General features: G+C 36.2%; 14 protein-coding genes. 12 read left to right on the top strand and 2 right to left on the bottom strand.

What is annotated here, in order from left to right; translation table 11 throughout:
- Positions 1-53 precede the first annotated feature (53 nt).
- The 3 genes from rexB (at position 54) to DQN23_RS03300 (ending at position 10,859) form a co-directional block, all read left to right on the top strand.
- The gene (rexB, locus tag DQN23_RS03290) at positions 54-3,296 is read left to right on the top strand and encodes an ATP-dependent nuclease subunit B (protein WP_111712703.1); all 3,243 of its coding nucleotides are present in this window, start codon (positions 54-56) and stop codon (positions 3,294-3,296) included.
- Positions 3,286-6,912 carry a helicase-exonuclease AddAB subunit AddA gene (addA, locus tag DQN23_RS03295; RefSeq protein ID WP_111712704.1) on the top strand — a complete coding sequence of 1,209 codons (3,627 nt, stop codon included), beginning with the start codon at positions 3,286-3,288 and terminating at the stop codon, positions 6,910-6,912. The genes rexB and addA overlap by 11 nt, the downstream gene beginning before the upstream one ends.
- A gap of 224 nt (positions 6,913-7,136) precedes the next feature.
- Complete coding sequence (locus DQN23_RS03300) at positions 7,137-10,859, top strand: P-loop NTPase (RefSeq protein ID WP_111712705.1); 3,723 nt, start codon at positions 7,137-7,139, stop codon at positions 10,857-10,859.
- 241 nt (positions 10,860-11,100) lie between these two features.
- Here DQN23_RS03300 and DQN23_RS03305 read toward each other — a convergent pair whose 3' ends face one another.
- A complete protein-coding gene (locus DQN23_RS03305) occupies positions 11,101-12,246 on the bottom strand; it encodes a cobalamin-independent methionine synthase II family protein (RefSeq protein WP_111712706.1) in 1,146 nt (381 codons plus the stop codon).
- A 186-nt stretch (positions 12,247-12,432) separates the two neighbouring features.
- Here DQN23_RS03305 and DQN23_RS03310 point away from each other — a divergent pair, with 186 nt between their 5' ends.
- Together DQN23_RS03310 and DQN23_RS03315 are read left to right on the top strand one after the other, a co-directional pair.
- Complete coding sequence (locus tag DQN23_RS03310) at positions 12,433-12,873, top strand: cytidine deaminase family protein (protein WP_111712707.1); 441 nt, start codon at positions 12,433-12,435, stop codon at positions 12,871-12,873.
- A 28-nt stretch (positions 12,874-12,901) separates the two neighbouring features.
- Positions 12,902-13,636: a PHP domain-containing protein gene (locus DQN23_RS03315; protein ID WP_058833144.1), complete on the top strand. Its 735-nt coding sequence runs from the start codon at positions 12,902-12,904 to the stop codon at positions 13,634-13,636.
- A 57-nt stretch (positions 13,637-13,693) separates the two neighbouring features.
- Here DQN23_RS03315 and DQN23_RS03320 read toward each other — a convergent pair whose 3' ends face one another.
- Positions 13,694-13,870 (bottom strand): DUF3042 family protein, encoded by a 177-nt coding sequence (locus tag DQN23_RS03320; RefSeq protein WP_020916505.1) that lies wholly within the window; start codon positions 13,868-13,870, stop codon positions 13,694-13,696.
- Positions 13,871-14,057: 187 nt separating this feature from the next.
- Here DQN23_RS03320 and miaA point away from each other — a divergent pair, with 187 nt between their 5' ends.
- The 7 genes from miaA to bsh all read left to right on the top strand — a co-directional run bounded on the left by miaA (position 14,058) and on the right by bsh (position 22,022).
- On the top strand, positions 14,058-14,957 hold the full coding sequence (miaA, locus tag DQN23_RS03325; RefSeq protein WP_111712708.1) for a tRNA (adenosine(37)-N6)-dimethylallyltransferase MiaA: 900 nt from the start codon (positions 14,058-14,060) through the stop codon (positions 14,955-14,957).
- Between the two features lie 89 nt (positions 14,958-15,046).
- The gene (hflX, locus tag DQN23_RS03330; RefSeq protein WP_020916507.1) at positions 15,047-16,285 is read left to right on the top strand and encodes a GTPase HflX; all 1,239 of its coding nucleotides are present in this window, start codon (positions 15,047-15,049) and stop codon (positions 16,283-16,285) included.
- A complete protein-coding gene (locus DQN23_RS03335) occupies positions 16,278-16,916 on the top strand; it encodes a cystathionine gamma-lyase (RefSeq protein ID WP_020916508.1) in 639 nt (212 codons plus the stop codon). Before hflX ends, DQN23_RS03335 begins: the two co-directional genes overlap by 8 nt.
- Before the next feature lie 40 nt (positions 16,917-16,956).
- Entirely contained in the window at positions 16,957-17,886 is a 930-nt protein-coding gene (rnz, locus tag DQN23_RS03340) for a ribonuclease Z (RefSeq protein WP_111712709.1), read from the top strand.
- Complete coding sequence (locus tag DQN23_RS03345) at positions 17,883-18,641, top strand: SDR family NAD(P)-dependent oxidoreductase (protein WP_111712710.1); 759 nt, start codon at positions 17,883-17,885, stop codon at positions 18,639-18,641. Before rnz ends, DQN23_RS03345 begins: the two co-directional genes overlap by 4 nt.
- A 35-nt stretch (positions 18,642-18,676) precedes the next feature.
- The gene (recJ, locus tag DQN23_RS03350) at positions 18,677-20,875 is read left to right on the top strand and encodes a single-stranded-DNA-specific exonuclease RecJ (RefSeq protein WP_111712711.1); all 2,199 of its coding nucleotides are present in this window, start codon (positions 18,677-18,679) and stop codon (positions 20,873-20,875) included.
- Positions 20,876-21,044: 169 nt separating this feature from the next.
- Positions 21,045-22,022 carry a choloylglycine hydrolase gene (bsh, locus tag DQN23_RS03355; RefSeq protein ID WP_058833142.1) on the top strand — a complete coding sequence of 326 codons (978 nt, stop codon included), beginning with the start codon at positions 21,045-21,047 and terminating at the stop codon, positions 22,020-22,022.
- The last annotated feature ends 43 nt before the right edge of the window (positions 22,023-22,065 follow it).

The following is a 22,065-nucleotide window of genomic DNA, read 5'->3' on the forward strand; positions in this document are numbered from 1 at the left end:
GATAGCAGAATTTGGTATAATAGGATTATCTAGTGATATGACGAAGGATTATTATGAAATTATTATATACAGATATTCAGTTTGATATGACTGAAATTTTGGCAAGAAAAGCGATGGAAGAGGCTAAAGCTGGTAAGCGTGTTTTCTACATCGCTCCAAACTCTTTGTCTTTTGAAAAGGAAAGGGCGGTTCTGGAACTTTTACCTGACCACGCGTCTTTTGCCATTACCATTACGCGTTTTGCTCAAATGGCACGCTATTTTGTCTTAAATGAGCCTCAGACCAAAGAAACGATTGATGATAATGGATTAGCTATGATTTTTTATCGTGCGCTGTCTCATTTTTCGGATACGGATTTGAAAGTTTTTGGGCGTTTAAAGCAAGATACGAATTTCATCAAGCAATTGGTTGATTTGTATAAGGAATTAAAAACGGCTAACATGACCGTGCTCGACTTGACAGAATTGCATACGGCTGAGAAGCAAGAAGATTTGGTGAAAATATTTTTGGCGGTTAATGATATTTTGTTAGCCAATCAGTATGACAATCAGTCAAAAATTGCATTTTTTACTAAGCAGGTAGCATCGGGTCAGTTGGATGATGCGCTTGAAAATGTTGTTTTGGTTATCGACGGTTTTACACGTTTTTCAGCAGAAGAGGAAGATTTGGTCAGCCTTTTAGAAGAAAAATGTGCTCAAGTGATTATCGGAACTTACAGTAGTCAAAAGGCTTATAAGGCGACATTTTCAACTGGGAATGTCTATCAGGCAAGTTTGGATTTTTTACGTTCTTTGGCAGCTAAATTTCAAACACAGCCAGAATATGTTGAGAGCTCTCAAAAATCTCAAGAAGCATTTGCTAAGTTGTCAAAACTCTTTGAAGCTAAGCACGACTTTACAACATCAGATATCACCTTAACGCAAGATGATAAGAAACATTATGCTATCTGGGATGTTATTAATCAAAAAGAAGAAGTTGAGCATGTGGCAAAGGCTATTCGTCATAAACTTCACCAAGGCTATCGCTATAAAGATATTTTGGTGCTTTTGGGTGATGTGGATAGCTATCGTCTGCAAATCGGCAAAATTTTTGATAAATATGAAATTCCCTATTATTTTGGAAAAGCAGAGTCGATGAGCGATCATCCTTTGGTGCATTTTATTGATTCCTTGGAGCGCGTGAAACGTTACCGTTTTCGTATGGAAGATGTGGTTAATCTTTTGAAAACAGGACTTTATGGTTCCTTCACTCAAGATGATTTAGACCTTTTTGAGCAATATCTGATTTACGCTGATATTAAAGGACAAAGTAAATTTGGCAAGGAGTTCACGATTGCTTACAAGGGTGAAGAACACTTAGCTTATATTAATTGCATGCGCGAGCAAATCATGGCGCCTTTGCTAGGTTTATTTAAGGCACAAAAGCAGTTTGGCTCAAGCCTGCTTGAAAAATTGATGACTTTCTTGGGTGCTATTTCTTTGCCTGAGAATTTAGAGCGTATGGTAGCTACCTTCTCAGAAAATGACCAAGAAAAGCACGAGCAAGTTTGGCGAACATTTACTGGCATTCTCGAGCAATTTCAAACGATTTTTGGACAAGAAAAATTGTCTTTGGATGAATTTTTAGCTCTTTTAAGAAGCGGTATGTTGGCTGCCCAGTACCGCGTAGTGCCAGCAAGTGTTGATGTGGTTTCTGTAAAATCTTATGATTTGGTTGAGCCACATACCAATAAATTTGTCTTTGCACTTGGCATGACGCAGTCGCATTTCCCAAAGATTGCGCAAAATCGTAGCTTGATTTCAGATGAAGAACGTGCCAAGGTTAATGAGACAACAGCTGACAATCAACGTTTTGATGTGATTAGTCGTGAAAATATTAAGAAAAATCATTTTGCTGCTTTGTCATTGTTTAATTCAGCGACGGAAGAATTGGTGCTCAGTTTGCCACAAATTGCTAACGAGTCAGAAGATAAGGAATCTTCTTATCTTGCGGAATTAGCTAGCTTTGGTGTGCCTGTTTTGGTTAAGGGACGAAATCGTTTGTCGACAGATGCTGAAGACATTGGGAATTATAAAGCGCTCTTATCTCGTGTGATTGAGGTTAATCGCTTAGCTATTGAAGAAGAACGCGAGCTTAGCAAAGAAGAGCAGACCTTCTGGTCAGTAGCTGTACGTTATCTTCGTAAAAAACTGGTAAATGACGGTATTGAATTGCCACTTATTAAGGACAATATGCAGACCAAGCCAGTTTCTGATGAAGTGATTGAGACGCGTTTTCCAAGTGATGAGCCGATTAATTTATCTTCATCAGCGGTGACAACTTTCTATAACAATCAGTACAAATATTTCTTACAGTATGTGCTTGGTTTACAAGAGGTTGAAACTATTCACCCTGACGCTAGAAATCACGGAACATACCTTCATCGTGTCTTTGAATTGGTCATGAAAGATGCTTCTAACCAGCCGTTTGACAATAAATTAGATCGAGCTATTCAAACAACCAACGCCGAAGATGCTTTCAAATTTATCTACGAAGAAGACGAGGAAAGCCACTACTCATTGACAGTCTTAGAAGATATTGCTAGAAGCACGGCAACCATTTTACGTCAGGATACTCAGATCCAGGTGGAAAATGAAGAAGAACCTTTTGAATTAATGCTTGCCAATGCAGTTCGTATTCGAGGCATTATTGACCGTGTGGATCGTTTGTCAGATGGAAGTCTTGGGGTGGTTGATTACAAATCAAGTAACAATACCTTTGATATTCAAAAATTCTACAATGGTCTTAATCCGCAATTGGTGACTTATATGCAAGCACTTCGCGATAAAAAAATTAAAAGTGAATCAGATAAGATTTTTGGAGCCATGTACCTTCACATGCAAGAGCCAAAAGTAGATTTGTCATCGGTAGCTACTACAGAGAAAATTTTGGAGAATTTGTCTAAAGAACTTCGCTATCGTGGCTTGTTCTTAGAAGATGAAAAAGGCTATTTATCAAATGGAAATTATCATCTTAATGATTCTGTTTACACGCAAGAAGAGTTAGATATTTTACTAGATTATAATCAAAAATTATTCCTTCAAGCAGCTGAGCAAATTAAACAAGGATACTTTTTGATTAATCCTTACAGTGAGGATGGTAAGACGGTTAAGGGTGACCAATTAAAAGCTATCACACGCTTTGAAGCGGATCGCCACATGCCATACGCACGCAAGTGGTTTAAATTACCAAGAAAAGATAGACGTCAAGGCTTTTTGAGCCTGATGCAAGAAGAGGAGGAAAAAGATGATCTTTAAACCATTTTTAACGGCTGAAGCGATTTCTTCTCTACAGCAAAAAGAGGCTCAGTCATCAAAAGCGCAAAAACGAACACCTGAACAAATTGAAGCCATTTATAGCTATGGCAACAATATTTTGGTATCAGCGTCGGCTGGTTCTGGGAAAACTTTCGTCATGGTTGAGCGCATTATTGATAAAATTTTGCGTGGGATTACTGTTGACCAGCTCTTTATTTCGACCTTTACAGTTAAAGCAGCGGGAGAATTAAAAGAACGTCTTGAGAAAAAAATCAGCCAAGCTTTGCAACAAGCGACGCATAATGATTTAAAAACCTATCTTAATGAGCAGCTGCTAGCTCTGCAGACTGCTGATATTGGAACCATGGATGCCTTTACGCAAAAGTTGGTTAACCAATACGGCTACACATTAGGAATTTCACCGACTTTTCGCATTATGACGGATAAGAGCGAACAAGATCTTGTCAAGAATGACGTTTTTGCAGATCTTTTTGCAGATTACATGACGGGGCAAAATCAAGACATTTTCCGCAAATTAGTTCGTAATTTTTCTGGCAATCGTAAAGATACCACAGCTTTTAGAGGAATTGTTTACAAAATCTATGATTTCATTCAAGCAACGGATAATCCTAAGAAATGGCTGTCTGAGGTTTTCTTGAAAGGTGCTAGAACCTATACTGATTTTTCCGCCATTCCCGACCAAGAAGTTGTGGATTTTCTAGCTTGCATGCATGAGACAGCTAATCAATTACAAGATGTGACGGATTTAGAAGATTACAAGCAAAAAACAGCTAAGGGGACGCCTACAGCGGCTTATAAAAAGCATTTGAACATGATTGAGCATTTGCATGAGTGGGCTTTGCATTTTGAGACGCTTTACGGTCGTGATGGACTTGGTCGTTTGGCGACAGATGTGGCTGACTTGATTCCATCTAGTCCAGCTGTGACAGTTGCAGGGGTAAAATATCCAATTTTCAAGACTCTCCAAGGTCGTTTGGCTGGTCTGAAACACTTAGAAACTATCTTCAAATACCAATCGGAAAGTCTGCCTTTGTTAGAACTTTTACAAGCGTTTATGCAGGATTTCTCTGAACAATATTTGCAAGCTAAAATTCAAGAAAATGCTTTTGAGTTTTCGGATATCGCTCATTTTGCTATCCAGATTTTGGAAGAAAATCCAGATATTCGTGAGCTCTACCAAGATAAATACCACGAAGTCATGGTCGATGAGTACCAAGATAACAATCACACGCAAGAACGCATGCTTGAATTATTGTCAAATGGTCATAATCGATTCATGGTGGGAGATATCAAGCAATCTATCTATCGTTTTCGTCAGGCTGATCCGCAGATTTTTAACCAAAAATTCAAGGATTTTCAAGAGCATCCAGAACATGGAAAATTAATTCTGCTAAAAGAAAACTTCCGTAGTCAGTCAGAAGTCTTGGATACGACAAATAGTGTCTTTACGCATTTGATGGACGAGTCTGTTGGGGAAATTTTGTATGATGGCATGCACCAGTTAGTAGCAGGCAGTCCCGCACAAAAAGAAGCTCATCCAGAAAATAAAACACAAGTCCTTATTTACGATACTGATGATGGTGGTGAACTTGCAAGTAGTCTAGAAGAGGAGCAAATCAATCCAAACGAGGTTAAGCTGGTAGCTAAAGAAATTATTCGCCTGCATAACGAAGAAGGTGTTGCCTTTGAAGACATCACGTTGCTAGTTTCATCACGTACGCGTAATGATGGTATTTTGCAGACTTTTGAACATTATGGTATTCCTTTGGTGACGGATGGCGGTGAGCAAAATTACCTAAAATCTGTTGAAGTTATGGTGATGCTAGATACCCTTCGAGCTCTGGATAATCCGCTTAATGATTATGCTTTGGTAGCTCTGATGCGTTCACCAATGTTTTCTTTTAACGAAGATGATCTTGCTCGTCTTGCTCTTCAAACAAGCGAGGATGAGACCAGAGCCAATCTTTACCAAAAACTAGAACATGCTTTGGCTAATCAAGGTCAGCATGCAGAATTGGTCACACCAGTTTTACGTGAAAAATTAAAAGATTTTATGACTTGCTTTAGCAAGTGGCGTGATTTTGCCAAATGGCATTCGCTTTATGATTTGATTTGGAAGATTTACAATGAGCGCTTTTATTATGATTACGTGGGCAATCTCCCCCGTGCCGAGCAGCGCCAAGCCAATCTTTACGCCCTTGCACTTCGTGCTAATAATTTTGAAAAGACTGGCTTTAAAGGCTTATCACGCTTTATTCGCATGATTGATCGCGTCTTAGAAAGTGAAAATGATTTGGCTGACGTTGAAGTGGCCCTTCCAAAACATGCTGTGAATTTGATGACTATCCATAAGAGTAAAGGACTTGAATTCAAGTATGTCTTTATTTTGAACATTGATAAGAAATTCAGTATTCAAGACATGATGTCACCCTTGATTTTGTCACGTCAAAATGGAGCTGGTATCAAATATTTGGCTGACATGCGAGAAGAGTTAGATACGGATGTTTTTCCAACCGTTAAAGTTAGCATGGACACTTTGCCTTATCAGCTTAATAAACGTGAACTGCGCCTAGCAACCTTGTCTGAACAAATGCGTTTGTTCTATGTTGCCATGACCCGTGCTGAGAAGAAATTGTATTTAGTCGGAAAAGCAAGTTCTGAGAAATTGGTTGATAAATACAGCGGTAAGTCAGAAAATAATCATCTTCCAGTTGCAGAACGTGAAGCTTTCATGACTTTCCAAGATTGGATGTTGGCCATTCATGAAGCTTATAAGGACTTACCATTTAAGGTTGAATTTGTCACAGATGAAGATCTGACAGAAGAGAAAATCGGTCAGATTGAAGTCAAATCAGCTATTAAACCTGATGATTTGTCAAATAACCGCCAGTCAGAAAATATTGCAGAAGCTTTGGAGAGACTTGAGGCAGTTGCAGAGTTGAATACCAAATATCAATCAGCCATTAACCTGCCAAGCTTAAGAACACCTAGTCAGGTTAAGAAACTTTATGAGCTTGTTATGGATACTGATGGTGTTGATGTGATGGCTAAGAAGGACCAAGTAAAACCAAGCTTTGCCTTACCTGATTTTTCGAAAAAAGCCAAGGTTGAAGCAACAGCGATTGGTTCTGCCATGCACGAGCTCATGCAGCGCATTTCCTTGTCTCAAAAAGTGACACTAGAGGATATTTCAAAAGCTCTAACACAAGTGTCTGCTAAAGATGAAGTTAAAGCGCGCATTCATCTAGAAAATGTTTTGGATTTCTTTGAAAATTCAGCTCTTGGACAATTGATTCAGCAAAATACTGACAAAATCTACCGCGAAGCTCCATTTGCTATGCTAAAAGAAGACCCTGAGAGCAAAGAAAAATTTGTTGTTCGTGGGATTGTCGATGCTTATCTTATTTTAGAGGATCGTTTGGTTCTTTTAGATTACAAGACTGATAAATACACAAACAGCGAGGAAATCAAAGACCGATACCAAGGTCAAATGGCACTTTATGCCGAAGCACTCAGCAAGTCATATCATATTGATCAAGTTGACAAATACCTTGTTTTACTTGGTGGAGAGTGTCTGGAAGTAGTTAAACTTTAAAAGTGGTTATTTGATATTTTAGATTCTCATTCTATATTTAGTGGTTTATAATAATGGTAATTTTTAGTTGTGAGTAGAGTTGGTCTTGTTATAATTTTTCTGATAAAGTTGCTTTGGATATAAATTTTAAAATTCAGTTTATTCAGAAATATACTTTTAATAAGTTACGATAAAGAACTCTTTTAAACTGTATTATTTTTTAATATTTATGAGAAAGGTGAAGTATGTCGAGTATTACAGATATAAAAAGACGAATTATTGAATTAGGACCTGCTGAATTTCAGGAATTTTGTGATACATTTCTTTCTAAAAAAGGGTATGGAAATGTGCATGGATATGGGATGAAAGCTGGAACAGGAAAAACTACCAAAGGTAATCCTGATACATATTTTCGAAAAGAGAATGGAAAGTATGTATTTGTAGCTTATACAATGCAGGATCAAGGAATTTACTCAAAAATAAAAGAAGATGTAGAAAAATGTCTAGATGTATTAAAAACAGGAATTGAAACGAGCGGCATTGAAGAAATTATATGCTGTCATACCTCATCAAATTTAAATGCTGGGGATGACAAAAAGTTACATGATATTTGTGAAGAACAAGGGGTACGACTGACGATTTATGGTGTGGATGAGATTGCCAATCAAGTATATTCATTTTATCCTTCCTTGGTAACATACTTGGGATTAAGTATTGATACAAATCAAATTCTTTCAGTTGATGATTTTATTATTCAATGTGATGCAAATGGTATGTCTGCACCACTTAGAACAAATTTTCAATTTAGGATTTCTGAAAAAGAAAAAATAATAAATGCGCTACTAGAAAACAATGTAGTCGTTGTGACGGGAAAAGCTGGTGTAGGCAAAACAAGGTTAGCTTTAGAGGCGATAAAAGAATTTTCGAATAACAATGGATGGAAGTTGTTGTGTGTTAAAAATAATAATCTTAGCTTATATGAGGATCTTGTGTCGGCAACAGAACAACGAGGAAAGTATTTGTTCTTTATAGATGATGCGAACGAATTAGCTGAGCTTAGTCGTATATTAGAGTATGTTACAAAAGGATATCTTGGGTATGAAGCCAGGATAATTGTTACAGTTAGAGATTATGCAAAGGGAAATGTTATTTCTGAGATTAAGAATTATGTTAATCCACATATTACATTGATTGAACCACTTAAGGATGATGAAATCATAAGCTTTTTGGATGAAAATTTGGGTATAAAAAATTTAAACTATATAGAAAAGATAGTAAAGATATCAAAGGGAAATCCAAGAATAGCTTATATGGCTGGTAAATTAGCATTAGAGAAAGAAACACTCTCCGTAATAAACGACGTTTCTCAACTATATGATGCATACTACAGAAAACATGTAGATAATGCTTTGGGCGAAGATAAGGAACTTTGTTTAACTGCGGGAATTTTAGCCGTAATAAATACTGTGATTTTAAACGATTTATCAGCTTTACAAGGTATTTTAAAATGTTATGGTATTTCTAACGAAGTATTTATGATGAAAGTTCGTCAACTAGCTCAACTTGAAGTTGTAGAGATACATTTAAATCAAGTAGCAAGTTTATCAGACCAATGTCTGGCAAATTATATGTTATATTATGTTTTCTTTCAAAGAAAAATACTTTCTCTGGGGGAAGTGTTGGAAATAGGATATAGGTATTTTAGAAACGGCGTTATTCGATCAGTCAATACAATACTAAATATTTTTGAATCAGATGTAACTAAGGAATATTGTAGAAAAGAGATTTTGAAAGTTTGGGAAAAGTTAAAGATTTCTAATGATGATTGTTATGAAAAATTTGTAGAAGATTTCCATGTATTTAATCCAGAAGAGGGATTTTTATTGGCAAAAGAAGGGATTGACGAGCTTGAATATGATCAATTTAATCCGTTAAATGTTGATTTCAGAGAAAATCAGTATATTATGAGTGACAGGCTATTGAACTTATTGGTGGGTTATAATTATAGTACTAATATTAACTATGTTGTAGAATTATTGATTGAATATTGTAGTAAGAGTAGTAAAAATTTCATCTTAGGTTCTGGCTGGTTGAAGGATAATTATGGTATAGATATTTATTCTTATCGTTATGATTATTATTCGCAAATAAGAATTGGAAAATTATTATTACAGTCTGTTGAAGAAGAAAATGAAATTGCAATGGTTTTAGGCCTGCAGTGGTCTAAGTATGTTTTGAATTTCAGTTTTCATCCGTTAGTCTCTGAATCTGAAAATGCAGTTCGAGTTTATCACATGAAATTAGAAAACTCAAAAGGGGTAAGAGAATATCGTCAGTATTGTTGGAAAATACTTCTACTACTTGCAGAAAGAAACGAGTTCAAAGATTTTGTATTACAGTACATAGAAAATTATGTTAGAAGTATTTCCTGTGAAGTTGATTCTAAAATATTAGATGCTGAAATTAATGATATTTATAAAATTTTAGATTTGTTAAATTGTGATAGAATCTGTTTTATTAAAACTCTTGAGATCTTACAACGTAATTTAAAGAGTATTAATATTGAAATTGATAAAAAATGGTGTGATAAACAACAAGGACCTTTGTGGAATTTATATAGTTTGTTTAGATTTGATGTTTTACTGAATAATCTTGACTATAAAGAGTATGAAGCCCTGAGAGAAAAGAAAATCAAAGATTATGCAGATAGGATATCAAAAAGTGAAGTATATAATTTTGTATACTATATGAATGAAATCCTGAAAGATATTCCAGATGGTTTTGAATTATGTCACATTAATTTGGGAATAGAGATATTCCTTACTAATTTGCGAGAAGAATATTTAGAAGAGTTTTGGAATTCATATATTAGCAATGGTTCAAATTTTTCTATTTATCCTAGACAAATATTAAAGTCCATGAATAAACTTAATAACTTCAAAAATTTATATTCTAAGATAAACTCAAAAGAGTTTCCTCAAAAAAATGAATGGCTATTTATTTTTTTTGATATTTTGCCACAAGAGGTTATTAATAAAAAATGGTTAGATGAATTTCTTAAATTTTTAAAGTATGATAGCGATAAGGAGGTTACTTTATCATCTCAGCGTTGTTTAAGAATTTTAGATAAGTTTTTGAAGTGTGAACCCAAAATTTATCCTATTGCTTGTTCAATTATTTATGAAAAAAGATGTTATAGTAATTTTATGGTAAAAATTTATTTTGAACACTTATTTCATAATCAGATATATTCTCCTAAAGAATTACTTGAACTTTTTAAAGATAATATAGAACTTTTGAGGAATATATATTTTTATATATTATCTATAGAAAGAATTGTAGATTATACGGGAGAGTTTTTACTTGAATTCATAAAGAATGATGATATTTGGCTTAAAGAATATTCTGAGTTTTTTTGGAATAATCAGTCACAAAATGAATATATGAGAAATAATATTCTTTGGAAATCAGAAAATTATATTAAATACTACGATTACCTACTAAAAAATGTTCCGAATGAAATCATGTATGATTGGCAAATTAGTAGTAGATTTGGCGAGATGCTGCAGTATTCTGGAAATGATGAGTTGGTTAAAAATCGGCAGGAAGAGTGGATTATTCATCAAGTAAAACTAAATGCGCATTCTGATTCTATTTATGTAATTTTTTCAATGATTAGTGAATTGAATGAAGATATAAGACGAAGTGCATTTGAGGAGTTTTTGTCAAATAATGAGAATTATGAAGCGTTTAAGCAATTGCCTCTAACGCCAAATTGTTATAATGGTACAAATAGCTTGGTACCGGCTTATCAAAGGCAAATTGTTTTCTTAGAGTCTTTGTATCCATTAGTGAGTGGCATAAGATTCTTAAAACATAAATTAAGTATTAAAGAAAGTATAGAAAAGCTAAAAAAATTAATTGAACAAGAAGAAGTAGAAGTTATTTATCGACATTTATATATGTGATTATTAATTTGTATTATTTACAGTGTTTATTTAGAGGTGCAAGTGGTAAGTTAATGTAATGAATTTTAATTAATAAAATAATAATGCTGATTGACATAAGCTGGGCTTATTATCGGTGGAGACCGCCTAGAAGTCGTCAAACTTTAAAAGTAATTAAAAAAACGACCGTTTAGCATAAAGCTTGCGGCCATTTTTGGTATAGTATATTGTATATTGAAAAAATAAAGGCGAGTTGATTGGATTAACTCCAGAATTTAGCGGCGATGTCTTGACCTTGCTTAATTTTAGCCCATTGTTGTGGGATAGCAAGTTCATTTCCTGAATCACATGAAGCAAAACCACATTGGTGAGAAAGGAAAAGACGGTCTTTAGGGATGATTTGGCTAGCTTCTTCAAGCATTTTAAGCGCACGTTCTTCATCGTCAAGATCAGTTGTTTTACTTGAAAGAAGTCCAAGAACGACTTCAGCATCTGAGTCTTTCAAGCTTTCAAGAGCTTTAAGGTCACCAGCCACTTCGCTATCCCATTCAAGGAAGAAACGGTCATAGTGTTGATCTTTCAAGAATTTTGTTGCGATAGCTTCGTAAGTACCACCAGCAGCAGAACGACTTTCGTAGTTACCACGGCAGTTGTGAGTCCAAACTTGCAAACCAAGCTCATGACCGTAGTCCGCAACATCGTTATTTACTGCGATGAATTCATCAGCAAGATTGGCAAGAGCGCTGTTCCCTTGAGCAAAGAAACCAGTTGGGTTTGTTTCATCGAAAAGTTCCCAGAGGCAGTCGTCAAATTGAATGATTTCTCCGCCAGCTTCTTTGTATTCTTTCAAGAATTCTTTATAGGCATTTGTAAGACCAGCTTTTAGTTCTTCTTTAGTTTTGTAAACTTGGTCTTCGCCAACTAATTGATTAAAGACTGTGAATTCTGTGTAGGCGTGGGCAGGTCCCCAGATTGTTAGTTTTGTGTCAGTTTCACCAGCTTCTTCTTTAAGAAGTTTGTAAATATCTAGAAAGTGGTGATTTTTGCCAGAAAGTGGTTCTGTGATACGGATACCAATATCCTTACGTGTTTCAAAATGACCGCCATCATGGTCTTGGAAAGTGTATCCGTGGTCAGCGATGTAACGTTCAATACCTTTTAAGCCCCAAACGAAATCAAGGTGCCACATAGATTTTGAGTATTCGCCGTCAGTTAGGACATCGATACCTGCCGCTTTTTCTTCAGCGATAACTTTTTTGATATCAGCTGTTTCTGTTTCTTTGTAGTTTTCGAATGCATCGTAGAAAGGATATTTGATATCATCACGATGTTCGATTGCGATTTTGTATTCGCGTAAATCTGCTGGTCGTAAAAGTGAACCAACTAGTTGAAATCTTGATTTAGCCATTTTCTATACCTCGTTTATTTTTTTGTGATTCCTATTTTAGCTGAGCTTTTCAGTTTTGAAAAATAGTTATTTATATGGGATAATGTATAGTTATAAACTATAACTGAAAAAATATGTTTTTCTATAAAAATGACAGAAAATTTGGTAAAATAAGAAAAGACTGACAATTTTTATAGGAGATTTATGATGGATATTTGGGAGAAACTGTACGAAGCGGCAAAAAATGACTATAATCCACATTATGTGACGCCTTTTATTTATTCAAATCATGTTGTTGCAGCAATTGAAGCAGAAGATGGACAGATTTTCACAGGCTACTGTTTTGAAGCTACGTCTGGTGTATTTCATCTTTGTGCGGAACGAGCTGCATCATTTAATATGTTCCAGCAATCTGGTCAAACGACTATAAAGCGTAACATTGCCTTTCGTGATAAAGCGCCAAATGGTGGTGGTTCAGGTATGCCTTGTGGTGCCTGCCGTGAATTTTTGATGCAATTGTCACCTAAAAATAAAGATTTGGAATTTATGATTGACTATGACAAGCGTGAAACCATTACACTTGGTGAGTTGATGCCAAATTGGTGGGGAGAAGAGCGCATGGCAGCTGGTATTGAGGATTTAGATTAGTCACAAGTAAAGATAAACGAGGTAGAGGATGCGAGATAATCATTTACACACACATTTTTCATATGATTCAGAGACTCAGTTTGAAGATTATTTAACTCATTATGATGGTGATATTGTGACAACAGAGCACTATGATTTGTCAAATCCTTATACTAAGCAAGATAATGTGCCGGATTATGACGCTTATTCGCGTGAAATAGCTGAGCTTAATCGAAAATATGGCAATCGTATCAAAAAAGGAATTGAAATTGGCTATTATGAGCCACGTGAAGATGATATTATTGCTTATTTAGCAGATAAGAACTATGACTTAAAATTGTTATCAGTTCACCATAATGGGACAAATGATTACCTTGATGATGAAGTGGTAGATATGGAAAAGGCGGAGATTATTCAAGAATATCTGGATAAGTTAGAGTATGCTATTGGGCGCGTGGATGCGGATGTTTTAGCACATTTTGATTATGGCTTTCGAATTTTTGATATGACAGTCGAGGATTTAAAAGTTTATGAACCTCAATTAAAGCGTATCTTCCAAAAAATGATTGACCATGATTTAGCTTTTGAGTTAAATAGTAAATCCATGTATTTGTATGGCAAAGAAGAGCTTTATCGATATGCACTAAGTCTAGTAAAAGAACTTGGTTGCCATAAATATTCCATTGGTTCAGATGGACACAAATTAGAACATTTTCGTTTGGCATTTGATAAGATTCAAGCATTATTGGATGAATTTAGTATTGAAGATTGGGAGATTTTGTAAAAAGACACATAAAAAAGCTATGAGCAACAGGCTCAGAGCTTTTAGTTTGTTCAGCAATTAGTGAGAAATACGTTTACGTGCTGCTTTTTTACGATTTTCTTGAATGAAAGCAGCTTTTTCCTCTTCAGGTTCAATAATTTTTTTCTTAACTGCAAAGATAGCACCAGCAACTGTAGCTGCAGTGGCTACCACACCAGTAGCAATACCTTTAGCAAATGCGAATTTTTTAGCCATAATAATTCTCCTCCTTACTGATAAGAACAGGGAGTATAAAGAGTTCTTTATACTCTTTTGTAGCAATAGGATTGGTTTTCTTGTCCTACCATCTTATGTTATAATAAGGGTAACAAAAATTGCCTAAAAGTTCAAGTGAAAACGTTATATTTACTAAAAAATCAGGCTTAGGACGGATAAGAAATAAATGTCAAAAAAAATAAAACTGCTAGCGGTAGTTGGGCCGACTGCTGTTGGAAAAACAGCACTGGGAATTGAGCTAGCAAAACAGTTCAATGGAGAAATTATCAGTGGTGATAGTCAGCAAGTCTATCGTCAATTAGATATTGGAACGGCAAAAGCAACTCCTGAAGAACAAGCTGAAGCAGTGCATCATTTGATTGATGTGCGCAATATTGATGAGACTTACTCGGTTTATGATTTTGTTCAGGAAGCTAGCGCAGCCATTTCAGATATTGTTAGTCGAGGCAAACTTCCGATTATCGTCGGAGGAACAGGACTTTATCTTCAAAGCTTACTAGAAGGTTACCATCTGGGTGGCCAAGTAGATCAGGAAAAGGTCCTTGCTTATCGAAAAGAGCTTGACCTTTTATCAGACGACGAGCTTTTTGGAAAAATAGCAGAGCAAAAAATTGAAATTTCTCAGATTAATCGACGTCGAGCTATTCGAGCACTTGAGTTAGCTAAATTTGGAAAAGGTTTAGAAAACAAAGAAACAGATTATGATGCTTACTTAATTGGCCTAAATGACGATCGTCAAGTTCTATATGACCGCATTAATTATCGCGTTGATCTCATGGTTGAAAATGGGGTTTTGAATGAGGCAAAATGGCTCTATGACAATTATCGTGAGGTCCAAGCAGCACGAGCTATTGGCTACAAAGAACTTTTCCCCTACTTTTCAGGAGAAGATTCTCTTGAAAACTGTGTTGAAAAATTAAAACAAAACACACGACGCTTTGCCAAACGCCAGTTAACTTGGTTTAGAAATCGAATGACAGTTCAGTTTTATAATGTTTCTGAAACAGATTTTAAAACAAAAGTTGCAGAAGATGTTGACCGTTTCTTAAATGATAATAAAGTGTAAGGTAGAGCAAAAACTCCTTTACCCTCTTCGAATAAAATTTATGTTATAATGATATTTACGGATTAATCAAGTAAAGGGGTGAGTACAAGATGATTGAAACAAGCAAGCACCAAGAACGAGTGATTTTGCTAGGAGTTGAGTTGTCTGACACAGAAAACTTTGAAATGTCAATGGAAGAATTGGCGTCACTCGCTGAAACAGCAGGTGCTGAGGTGGTCTCATCTTATCGTCAAAAACGTGAGAAATATGATAGCAAATCTTTGATTGGTTCAGGGAAATTAGCTGAAATCAAAGCGATTGTTGACGCTGATGCGATCGATACTGTGATTGTCAACGACCGCTTAACGCCACGTCAAAATGTTAATTTGGAAGCAGAACTTGGCGTTAAAGTTATTGACCGTATGCAGTTGATTCTAGATATTTTTGCCATGCGTGCCCGTAGTCACGAAGGTAAATTGCAAGTTCATCTGGCTCAACTCAAATACATGTTGCCACGTCTTGTTGGTCAGGGGGTTATGCTTAGCCGACAAGCAGGTGGAATTGGTAGTCGTGGACCTGGTGAAAGCCAGTTAGAGCTTAACCGTCGTTCGATTCGCAATCAAATTTCAGATATTGAACGTCAACTGAAAATCGTTGAGAAGAATCGTGAAACTGGTCGAGAAAAACGCACTGAGTCACAAGTCTTTAAAATTGGTTTGATTGGTTACACAAATGCTGGTAAATCAACGATTATGAACGTTTTGACAAATGATAAGCAGTATGAAGCTGATGAATTGTTTGCGACTTTGGATGCGACGACAAAGCAAATTTATTTGCAAAATCAATTTCAAGTGACTCTCACGGATACGGTTGGATTTATTCAAAATTTACCGACAGAATTGGTGGCAGCCTTTAAGTCAACCTTGGAAGAAAGCCGTCATGTTGATTTGCTGCTACACGTGATTGATGCCAGCGACCCAAATCATGCTGAACACGAAAAAGTTGTTCTGAATCTGTTAAAAAATCTAGATATGCTGGATATTCCACGTTTAGCTGTTTATAATAAGATGGATGTGGCAGAGCATTTTGCAGCGACAGCTTTTCCAAATGTGCGTATTTCTGCGCGTGATAAAGATGCTCGTTCACTTTTGCGCCGTTTGATTATCAATGAAATTCGTGAGATTTTTGAACCATTTAGCATTCGTGTTCACCCAAATCAAGCCTATAAGCTATACGATTTAAATAAAATCGCGCTGCTTGATCGTTATGATTTTGCAGAAGGATACGAAACCATCACTGGTTACATTAATCCAAAAAATAGATGGAGACTAGAAGAATTCTATGACTGATTATATAAGTTTAGCTTTAAAATACGGTGGCTTTACGTCACTAGATAAAGTATACTTGCAAAATGTTTTGGAGGATTTAACAGATGAGCAAAAATTGAGTTTCATCACACCACCTCCAAGTGTTATCAATGCTTATTTTGCAGAAATGTATCAAAAACAATCTCCGCAAGCCGCAACAGATTATTATTTTGAACTATCAAAAGAATTGCAGCTTTTAAATGATAAGCCATCTTTTGACGAACATAAGCCTTTTATTCGTTTGAATTTATCAGGAAAATCATATGGTTTCACTTATGAAAATGATAAAGAGGTTGCTCGTATCTTTTCTGAAAAAGATGAAGCTTTGACAAAAGATGTCTTGTTTGAATTGGCTCAAGTCTTTCCTCAATATAAAATTTATGTTGAAGATGGCAAGATCAAAATGTCAAAAATCACTTTTGATGACCAAGAACTTGAAGACCTCACACCAGAAAGTAGTTTGCTCAGTCATGTTTCAAAATTAAAAGGAAATATGGTTAAGCTAAAAAGTTTTAATCGCGATGAATTGTCAGACTTGCTAGCTCACTATCAAGGGCAAGTTTATTATACGTTTGATCAACGTGAATTTATCGCTTATGTAAAAGTATCGTAATAGGAAGGATAAGTAAAAACTTCGGTTTTTATAGGTATATATGGAATTACAATTTTTGGGAACAGGAGCGGGTCAGCCCTCAAAGTCACGTAATGTGTCAAGCTTAGTGTTAAAGTTACTTGACGAGATTAATGAGGTGTGGATGTTTGACTGTGGTGAAGGAACACAGCGTCAGATTTTAGAAACAACGATCCGTCCTCGTAAAGTGAAACGCATTTTTATCACGCACTTGCACGGTGACCACATTTTTGGTCTTCCTGGCTTTTTGGCAAGTCGTGCTTTCCAAGCAAATGAAGAACAAACTGACCTTGATATTTATGGTCCTGTTGGTATTCGTTCATACGTTTTGAACAGTTTGCGCTTGTCTGGTGCACGTTTGCCATACCGTATTCATTTTCATGAATTTGACGAAAACAGTCTTGGAAAAATCATGGAAACTGATAAATTTGTGGTGTATGCTGAGAAATTGGACCACACTATTTTCTGTATTGGTTACCGTGTGATGCAAAAAGATTTGGAAGGAACACTTGATGCTGAAGCGTTGAAAGCTGCAGGTGTGCCATTTGGTCCATTATTTGGAAAAATCAAGAGTGGTCAAGATGTTGTCTTAGAAGATGGGACAAAAATCATTGCCAAAGATTACATCTCAGCACCGAAAAAAGGAAAAATTATCACTGTTTTAGGCGATACACGTAAGACTGATGCTAGCGTGCGCCTTGGTTTGGGAGCCGATATTTTGGTTCACGAATCTACATATGGTAAGGGTGATGAAAAAATTGCTCGTAAGCATGGGCACTCAACAGGTACTCAAGCTGCTCAAATTGCTAAAGAAGCATCAGCTAAATGCTTATTGCTTAATCACATCAGTGCACGTTTCTTGGGACGCGAATGCAAACAAATCGAAAACGATGCTCAAGAAATTTTTGAAAATACACACTTGGTTAAAGATTTGGAAGAAATTAGCTTATGAGAATAATTGCTATTACAGGAGCAACAGGTGGACTTGCCAAAGAAATTGTCAAACAGTTACCATCTGATGACTTTGTGATTGCCTTAGGACGTAATGTAAAAAAACTTGAAGCCTGTTATGTTGAACGTCCTAACACAGTTTGCTACGAACTTGATATGTCAAGTGATGAAGCGATTGGGGCAATGGTTGAAAAACTATATGCTGAACATGGTTACATCGATGTCTTTATCAATAACGCTGGTTATGGTGATTTTAGTGAGTTTGATGCTTATACAACCGCTGAAATTCGTGACATGTTTGATATCAACACCTTTGCGACGATGACTTTTTCACGTTTGGTTGGGCATAAAATGAAGAAAGCTGGGTACGGCCATATTGTCAATATTGCCAGCATCGCTGGTTTGATTGCGTCAGCAAAATCATCTGTTTATTCTGCAACAAAATTTGCTGTGATTGGTTTTTCAAATGCTCTACGTTTGGAATTAGCTGATAGCAATGTTCATGTGACAACGATTAATCCTGGACCGATTGCAACAAGCTTTTTTGACAAGGCAGATCCATCTGGAGAATACTCAAAGAGTGTTGGACGTTTTGTTTTGCAACCAGAAGAAGTTGCTAGACGTACGGTTGCCATTTTAGGTAAGAACAAGCGTGAAGTGAACATGCCTTGGTCCATAGCTGCAGCACACAAATTCTATACTCTTTTCCCAAAGATTGCTGATTTTTTAGCACGCAAAGTTTTTAATTATAAATAACCTCCTTTCAATTCTACATAAGAAGTGAGAAGTGAATGATAACAAGTAAATACAATTGGAAAAATATTAAAAAAGAGCCAGATGATGGCTTTTTTGAAGTGACAAAAAAAGAAAATATAACGGCATTAGCCAGCAAAATCCTATACAGTCGTGGCGTTGACAACGACGAAAAACTAGCTCAATTTTTATCGAATGATTTGTCACAACTTCACGATCCATATCTTTTGCACGATATGGACAAGGCAGTTGCCCGCATTCGTCAAGCTATTGAAAATTATGAACAAATCTTGGTTTATGGTGACTATGATGCCGACGGGATGACCAGCGCTAGTATCATGAAAGAAGCGTTGGAAATGCTTGGGGCTGAGGTTCAAGTCTATCTTCCTAACCGATTTGTTGATGGTTATGGACCAAATGAATCGGTTTATAAGTATTTCATCGAGCAACAACAGGTTTCTTTGATTATTACGGTGGATAATGGCGTAGCTGGACATGAAGCTATTAGCTATGCACAAAGTCAAGGAGTAGATGTCATTGTTACTGACCACCATGGCTTACCAGCAGAGCTTCCAGACGCATTTGCCATTGTACATCCAGAGTATCCAGAAGCTAACTATCCTTTTAGATATTTAGCAGGATGTGGTGTTGCCTTCAAAGTGGCTTGTGCCCTATTAGAATCCATCCCAACCGAAATGTTAGACTTGGTTGCTATCGGAACGATTGCCGATATGGTTAGTCTAACAGATGAAAATCGTATCATGGTAAAGGTTGGGCTTGAAATGCTCAAGCAGACCGAACGCATTGGTCTCATGGAGCTTATGAAAGTATCTGATATTGACATGTCAGATGTTAATGAGGAAACTGTTGGGTTTAAAATTGCACCGCAGCTAAATGCTCTTGGTCGTCTAGATGATCCAAATCGAGCTATTGAATTATTGACTGGTTTTGATGATGAAGAAGCGCTAAGTATTGCGCAAATGATTAATGCCAAGAATGAAGAACGTAAAGAAATTGTTCAAAAAATTTACGATGAAGCCATGGGCATGGTTGATCTTGACAAGCCTGTGCAGGTGTTGGCAAAAGAAGGCTGGCATCCAGGTGTTCTAGGAATTGTCGCTGGTCGTATTTTGGAGCACATTGCTCAGCCAGTTATTGTCTTAAACATTGAAGACGGTATGGCAAAAGGCTCTGCTAGAAGTATTGAGGCAATCAATATCTTCCATGCACTTGATGACCACCGTGATTTATTTGAAGCTTTTGGTGGACATGCTGGTGCTGCAGGAATGACCTTGCCAGTTGATAACTTAGAGCAATTGTCACAAGTTTTATGTGATTACATTGCTGAAAATGATATTAATTTAGCTCAGAAAAAGACTTTGATCATTGATGAAGTGCTGGACTTGTCAGAAATTGATTTGGACACTGTTAAAAGTCTTGAGAAGATCGCACCTTTTGGGATGGATAATGCTAAGCCAGTCTTTGAAATCAAAGACCTTACCGTTAAACAAGCACGTACCATGGGGCAAAATGGCACTCACTTGAAATTAAAAATTGCTCAAGGAAGTACGGCGGTTGACCTTGTTGCCTTTAACCAAGGTCATTTGGTACAAGAATTCCAGCAAGCGCAGAACCTGTGCCTTGCCGTTACTTTGTCAATCAACAAATGGAACGGGCAAACCACAGTTCAGTTGATGCTTGAAGACGCGCGTGTTGACGGCGTTCAGTTGATTGATATTCGTTCCAAAAATGCCAGTCTTCCTGAACGTGTTCCTGTTTTGAGTGAAGACACCAGTGCCGGTGAAGTGGTTGTACTAGATATTCCTGATAAGGCTGAAGAACTCAAATCCCTTTTTGTCGGTCGACAATTTGATGCCGTTTACTTTAAAAATCACATCAAACGAGCTTATTATTTGACTGGCTATGGAACTCGCGAACAATTTGCTAAGTTGTATAAAACGATTTATCAATTCCCTGAATTTGATGTTCGTTACAAGCTGAAAGAATTGAGTCATTATCTTAATATTCCTGATATTCTTTTGGTCAAAATGATTCAAATTTTTGATGAATTGGATTTTGTAACCATCACAGATGGAGTGATGGTCGTCAATAAAGGTGCTGAGAAACGCAGTATTTCTGATAGTAAAATTTATCAAAATCTTAAGCAAGAAGTGAAATTTCAAGAGCTCATGGCACTTGGAACGCCACAAGAAATTTATGACTGGTTGATGAACTAGACTAAAAAGTTACGTTGCTTAGCTCAGCGTAGCTTTTTTAGCTTTTTGTCATAGAAAACGTTTACTTAAAAATTGAAAATTTTTTTAATTGAAAACTTTTTTAATTGGAACTATAATGAGACTACAAAGTTGTAGATGACTTTTAAAGTATTTTTTAAAGGAGTTTTTTATGTGTACTGCAATTACTTATACAACTAAAGATAATTACTTTGGTCGAAATCTTGATTTGGACTTTTCTTACAATGAAACGGTAACGATTTGTCCTCGAAATTATCCTTTTTCGTTTAGACACCAAGGAGAAAATAACAGCCATTTTGCCATGATTGGAATGGCAACGGTAGTGGCTGATTACCCACTTTATTACGAAGCAGTTAATGAAAAAGGTTTAGGAATGGCAGGTTTGAATTTCCCTGAAAATGCCGACTATAAAGAAGTAGCAGAAGGGAAAGACAATCTTGCATCTTTTGAATTGATTCCATGGTTCTTATCACAATGCCAATCTGTTGCTGAAGTTAAGAAACTTTGCCAAAATCTTAACGTCACAAATGAAGCATTTAGTGATGATTTTCAACCAAGTCCTTTGCACTGGTTGATTGCAGACCGCAATGAAGCTATTGTGTTGGAATCTGTGGCTAGTGGTCTTAAGGTTTATGATAACCCAACAGGTGTTTTGACAAATAACCCAACTTTTGATAAACAATTATTCAATTTGAACAATTATCGTCATGTTTCTCCAAAAGTTTCTGACAATCTCTTTTCTACAGAAATTACCTTGGACACTTATAGCCGAGGAATGGGAGGCCTTGGTTTGCCTGGGGATTTATCATCAATGTCACGCTATGTTAAGGTAGCCTTTACTAAATTAAATTCAGTAGCAGAAGATACAGAAGTATCTAGTGTTAACCAGTTCTTCCATATTTTGAAATCCGTTGAACAACAAAAAGGGTTATGTTACGTGGATGAAAGCGGCAAATACGAATACACCATTTACAGTTCATGTATCAACACAGAAAAAGGTATTTATTACTACACAACTTACGATAATTCACAGATTACAGCTGTCGATATGCATAAGGAAAATTTGGATAATAACAAGTTAGTTACTTATCCATTGATTAAAGATTGGCAAGTGAATTATCAAAATTAAGGTCTTGAAAATTTATTACCTAAATCCTCTGCTTTTTTTCGAA

Source organism: Streptococcus lutetiensis, assembly GCF_900475675.1.
Classification (GTDB): Bacteria; Bacillota; Bacilli; order Lactobacillales; family Streptococcaceae; genus Streptococcus; species Streptococcus lutetiensis.

Excerpts from the sequence above, each read along its gene's own strand:
- rexB (WP_111712703.1), top strand. The coding sequence starts at position 54 with ATGAAATTATTATATACAGATATTCAGTTTGATATGACTGAAATTTTG.
- addA (WP_111712704.1), top strand. The coding sequence starts at position 3,286 with ATGATCTTTAAACCATTTTTAACGGCTGAAGCGATTTCTTCTCTACAG.
- DQN23_RS03300 (WP_111712705.1), top strand. The coding sequence starts at position 7,137 with ATGTCGAGTATTACAGATATAAAAAGACGAATTATTGAATTAGGACCT.
- DQN23_RS03305 (WP_111712706.1), bottom strand. The coding sequence starts at position 12,246 with ATGGCTAAATCAAGATTTCAACTAGTTGGTTCACTTTTACGACCAGCA.
- DQN23_RS03310 (WP_111712707.1), top strand. The coding sequence starts at position 12,433 with ATGGATATTTGGGAGAAACTGTACGAAGCGGCAAAAAATGACTATAAT.
- DQN23_RS03315 (WP_058833144.1), top strand. The coding sequence starts at position 12,902 with ATGCGAGATAATCATTTACACACACATTTTTCATATGATTCAGAGACT.
- DQN23_RS03320 (WP_020916505.1), bottom strand. The coding sequence starts at position 13,870 with ATGGCTAAAAAATTCGCATTTGCTAAAGGTATTGCTACTGGTGTGGTA.
- miaA (WP_111712708.1), top strand. The coding sequence starts at position 14,058 with ATGTCAAAAAAAATAAAACTGCTAGCGGTAGTTGGGCCGACTGCTGTT.
- hflX (WP_020916507.1), top strand. The coding sequence starts at position 15,047 with ATGATTGAAACAAGCAAGCACCAAGAACGAGTGATTTTGCTAGGAGTT.
- DQN23_RS03335 (WP_020916508.1), top strand. The coding sequence starts at position 16,278 with ATGACTGATTATATAAGTTTAGCTTTAAAATACGGTGGCTTTACGTCA.
- rnz (WP_111712709.1), top strand. The coding sequence starts at position 16,957 with ATGGAATTACAATTTTTGGGAACAGGAGCGGGTCAGCCCTCAAAGTCA.
- DQN23_RS03345 (WP_111712710.1), top strand. The coding sequence starts at position 17,883 with ATGAGAATAATTGCTATTACAGGAGCAACAGGTGGACTTGCCAAAGAA.
- recJ (WP_111712711.1), top strand. The coding sequence starts at position 18,677 with ATGATAACAAGTAAATACAATTGGAAAAATATTAAAAAAGAGCCAGAT.
- bsh (WP_058833142.1), top strand. The coding sequence starts at position 21,045 with ATGTGTACTGCAATTACTTATACAACTAAAGATAATTACTTTGGTCGA.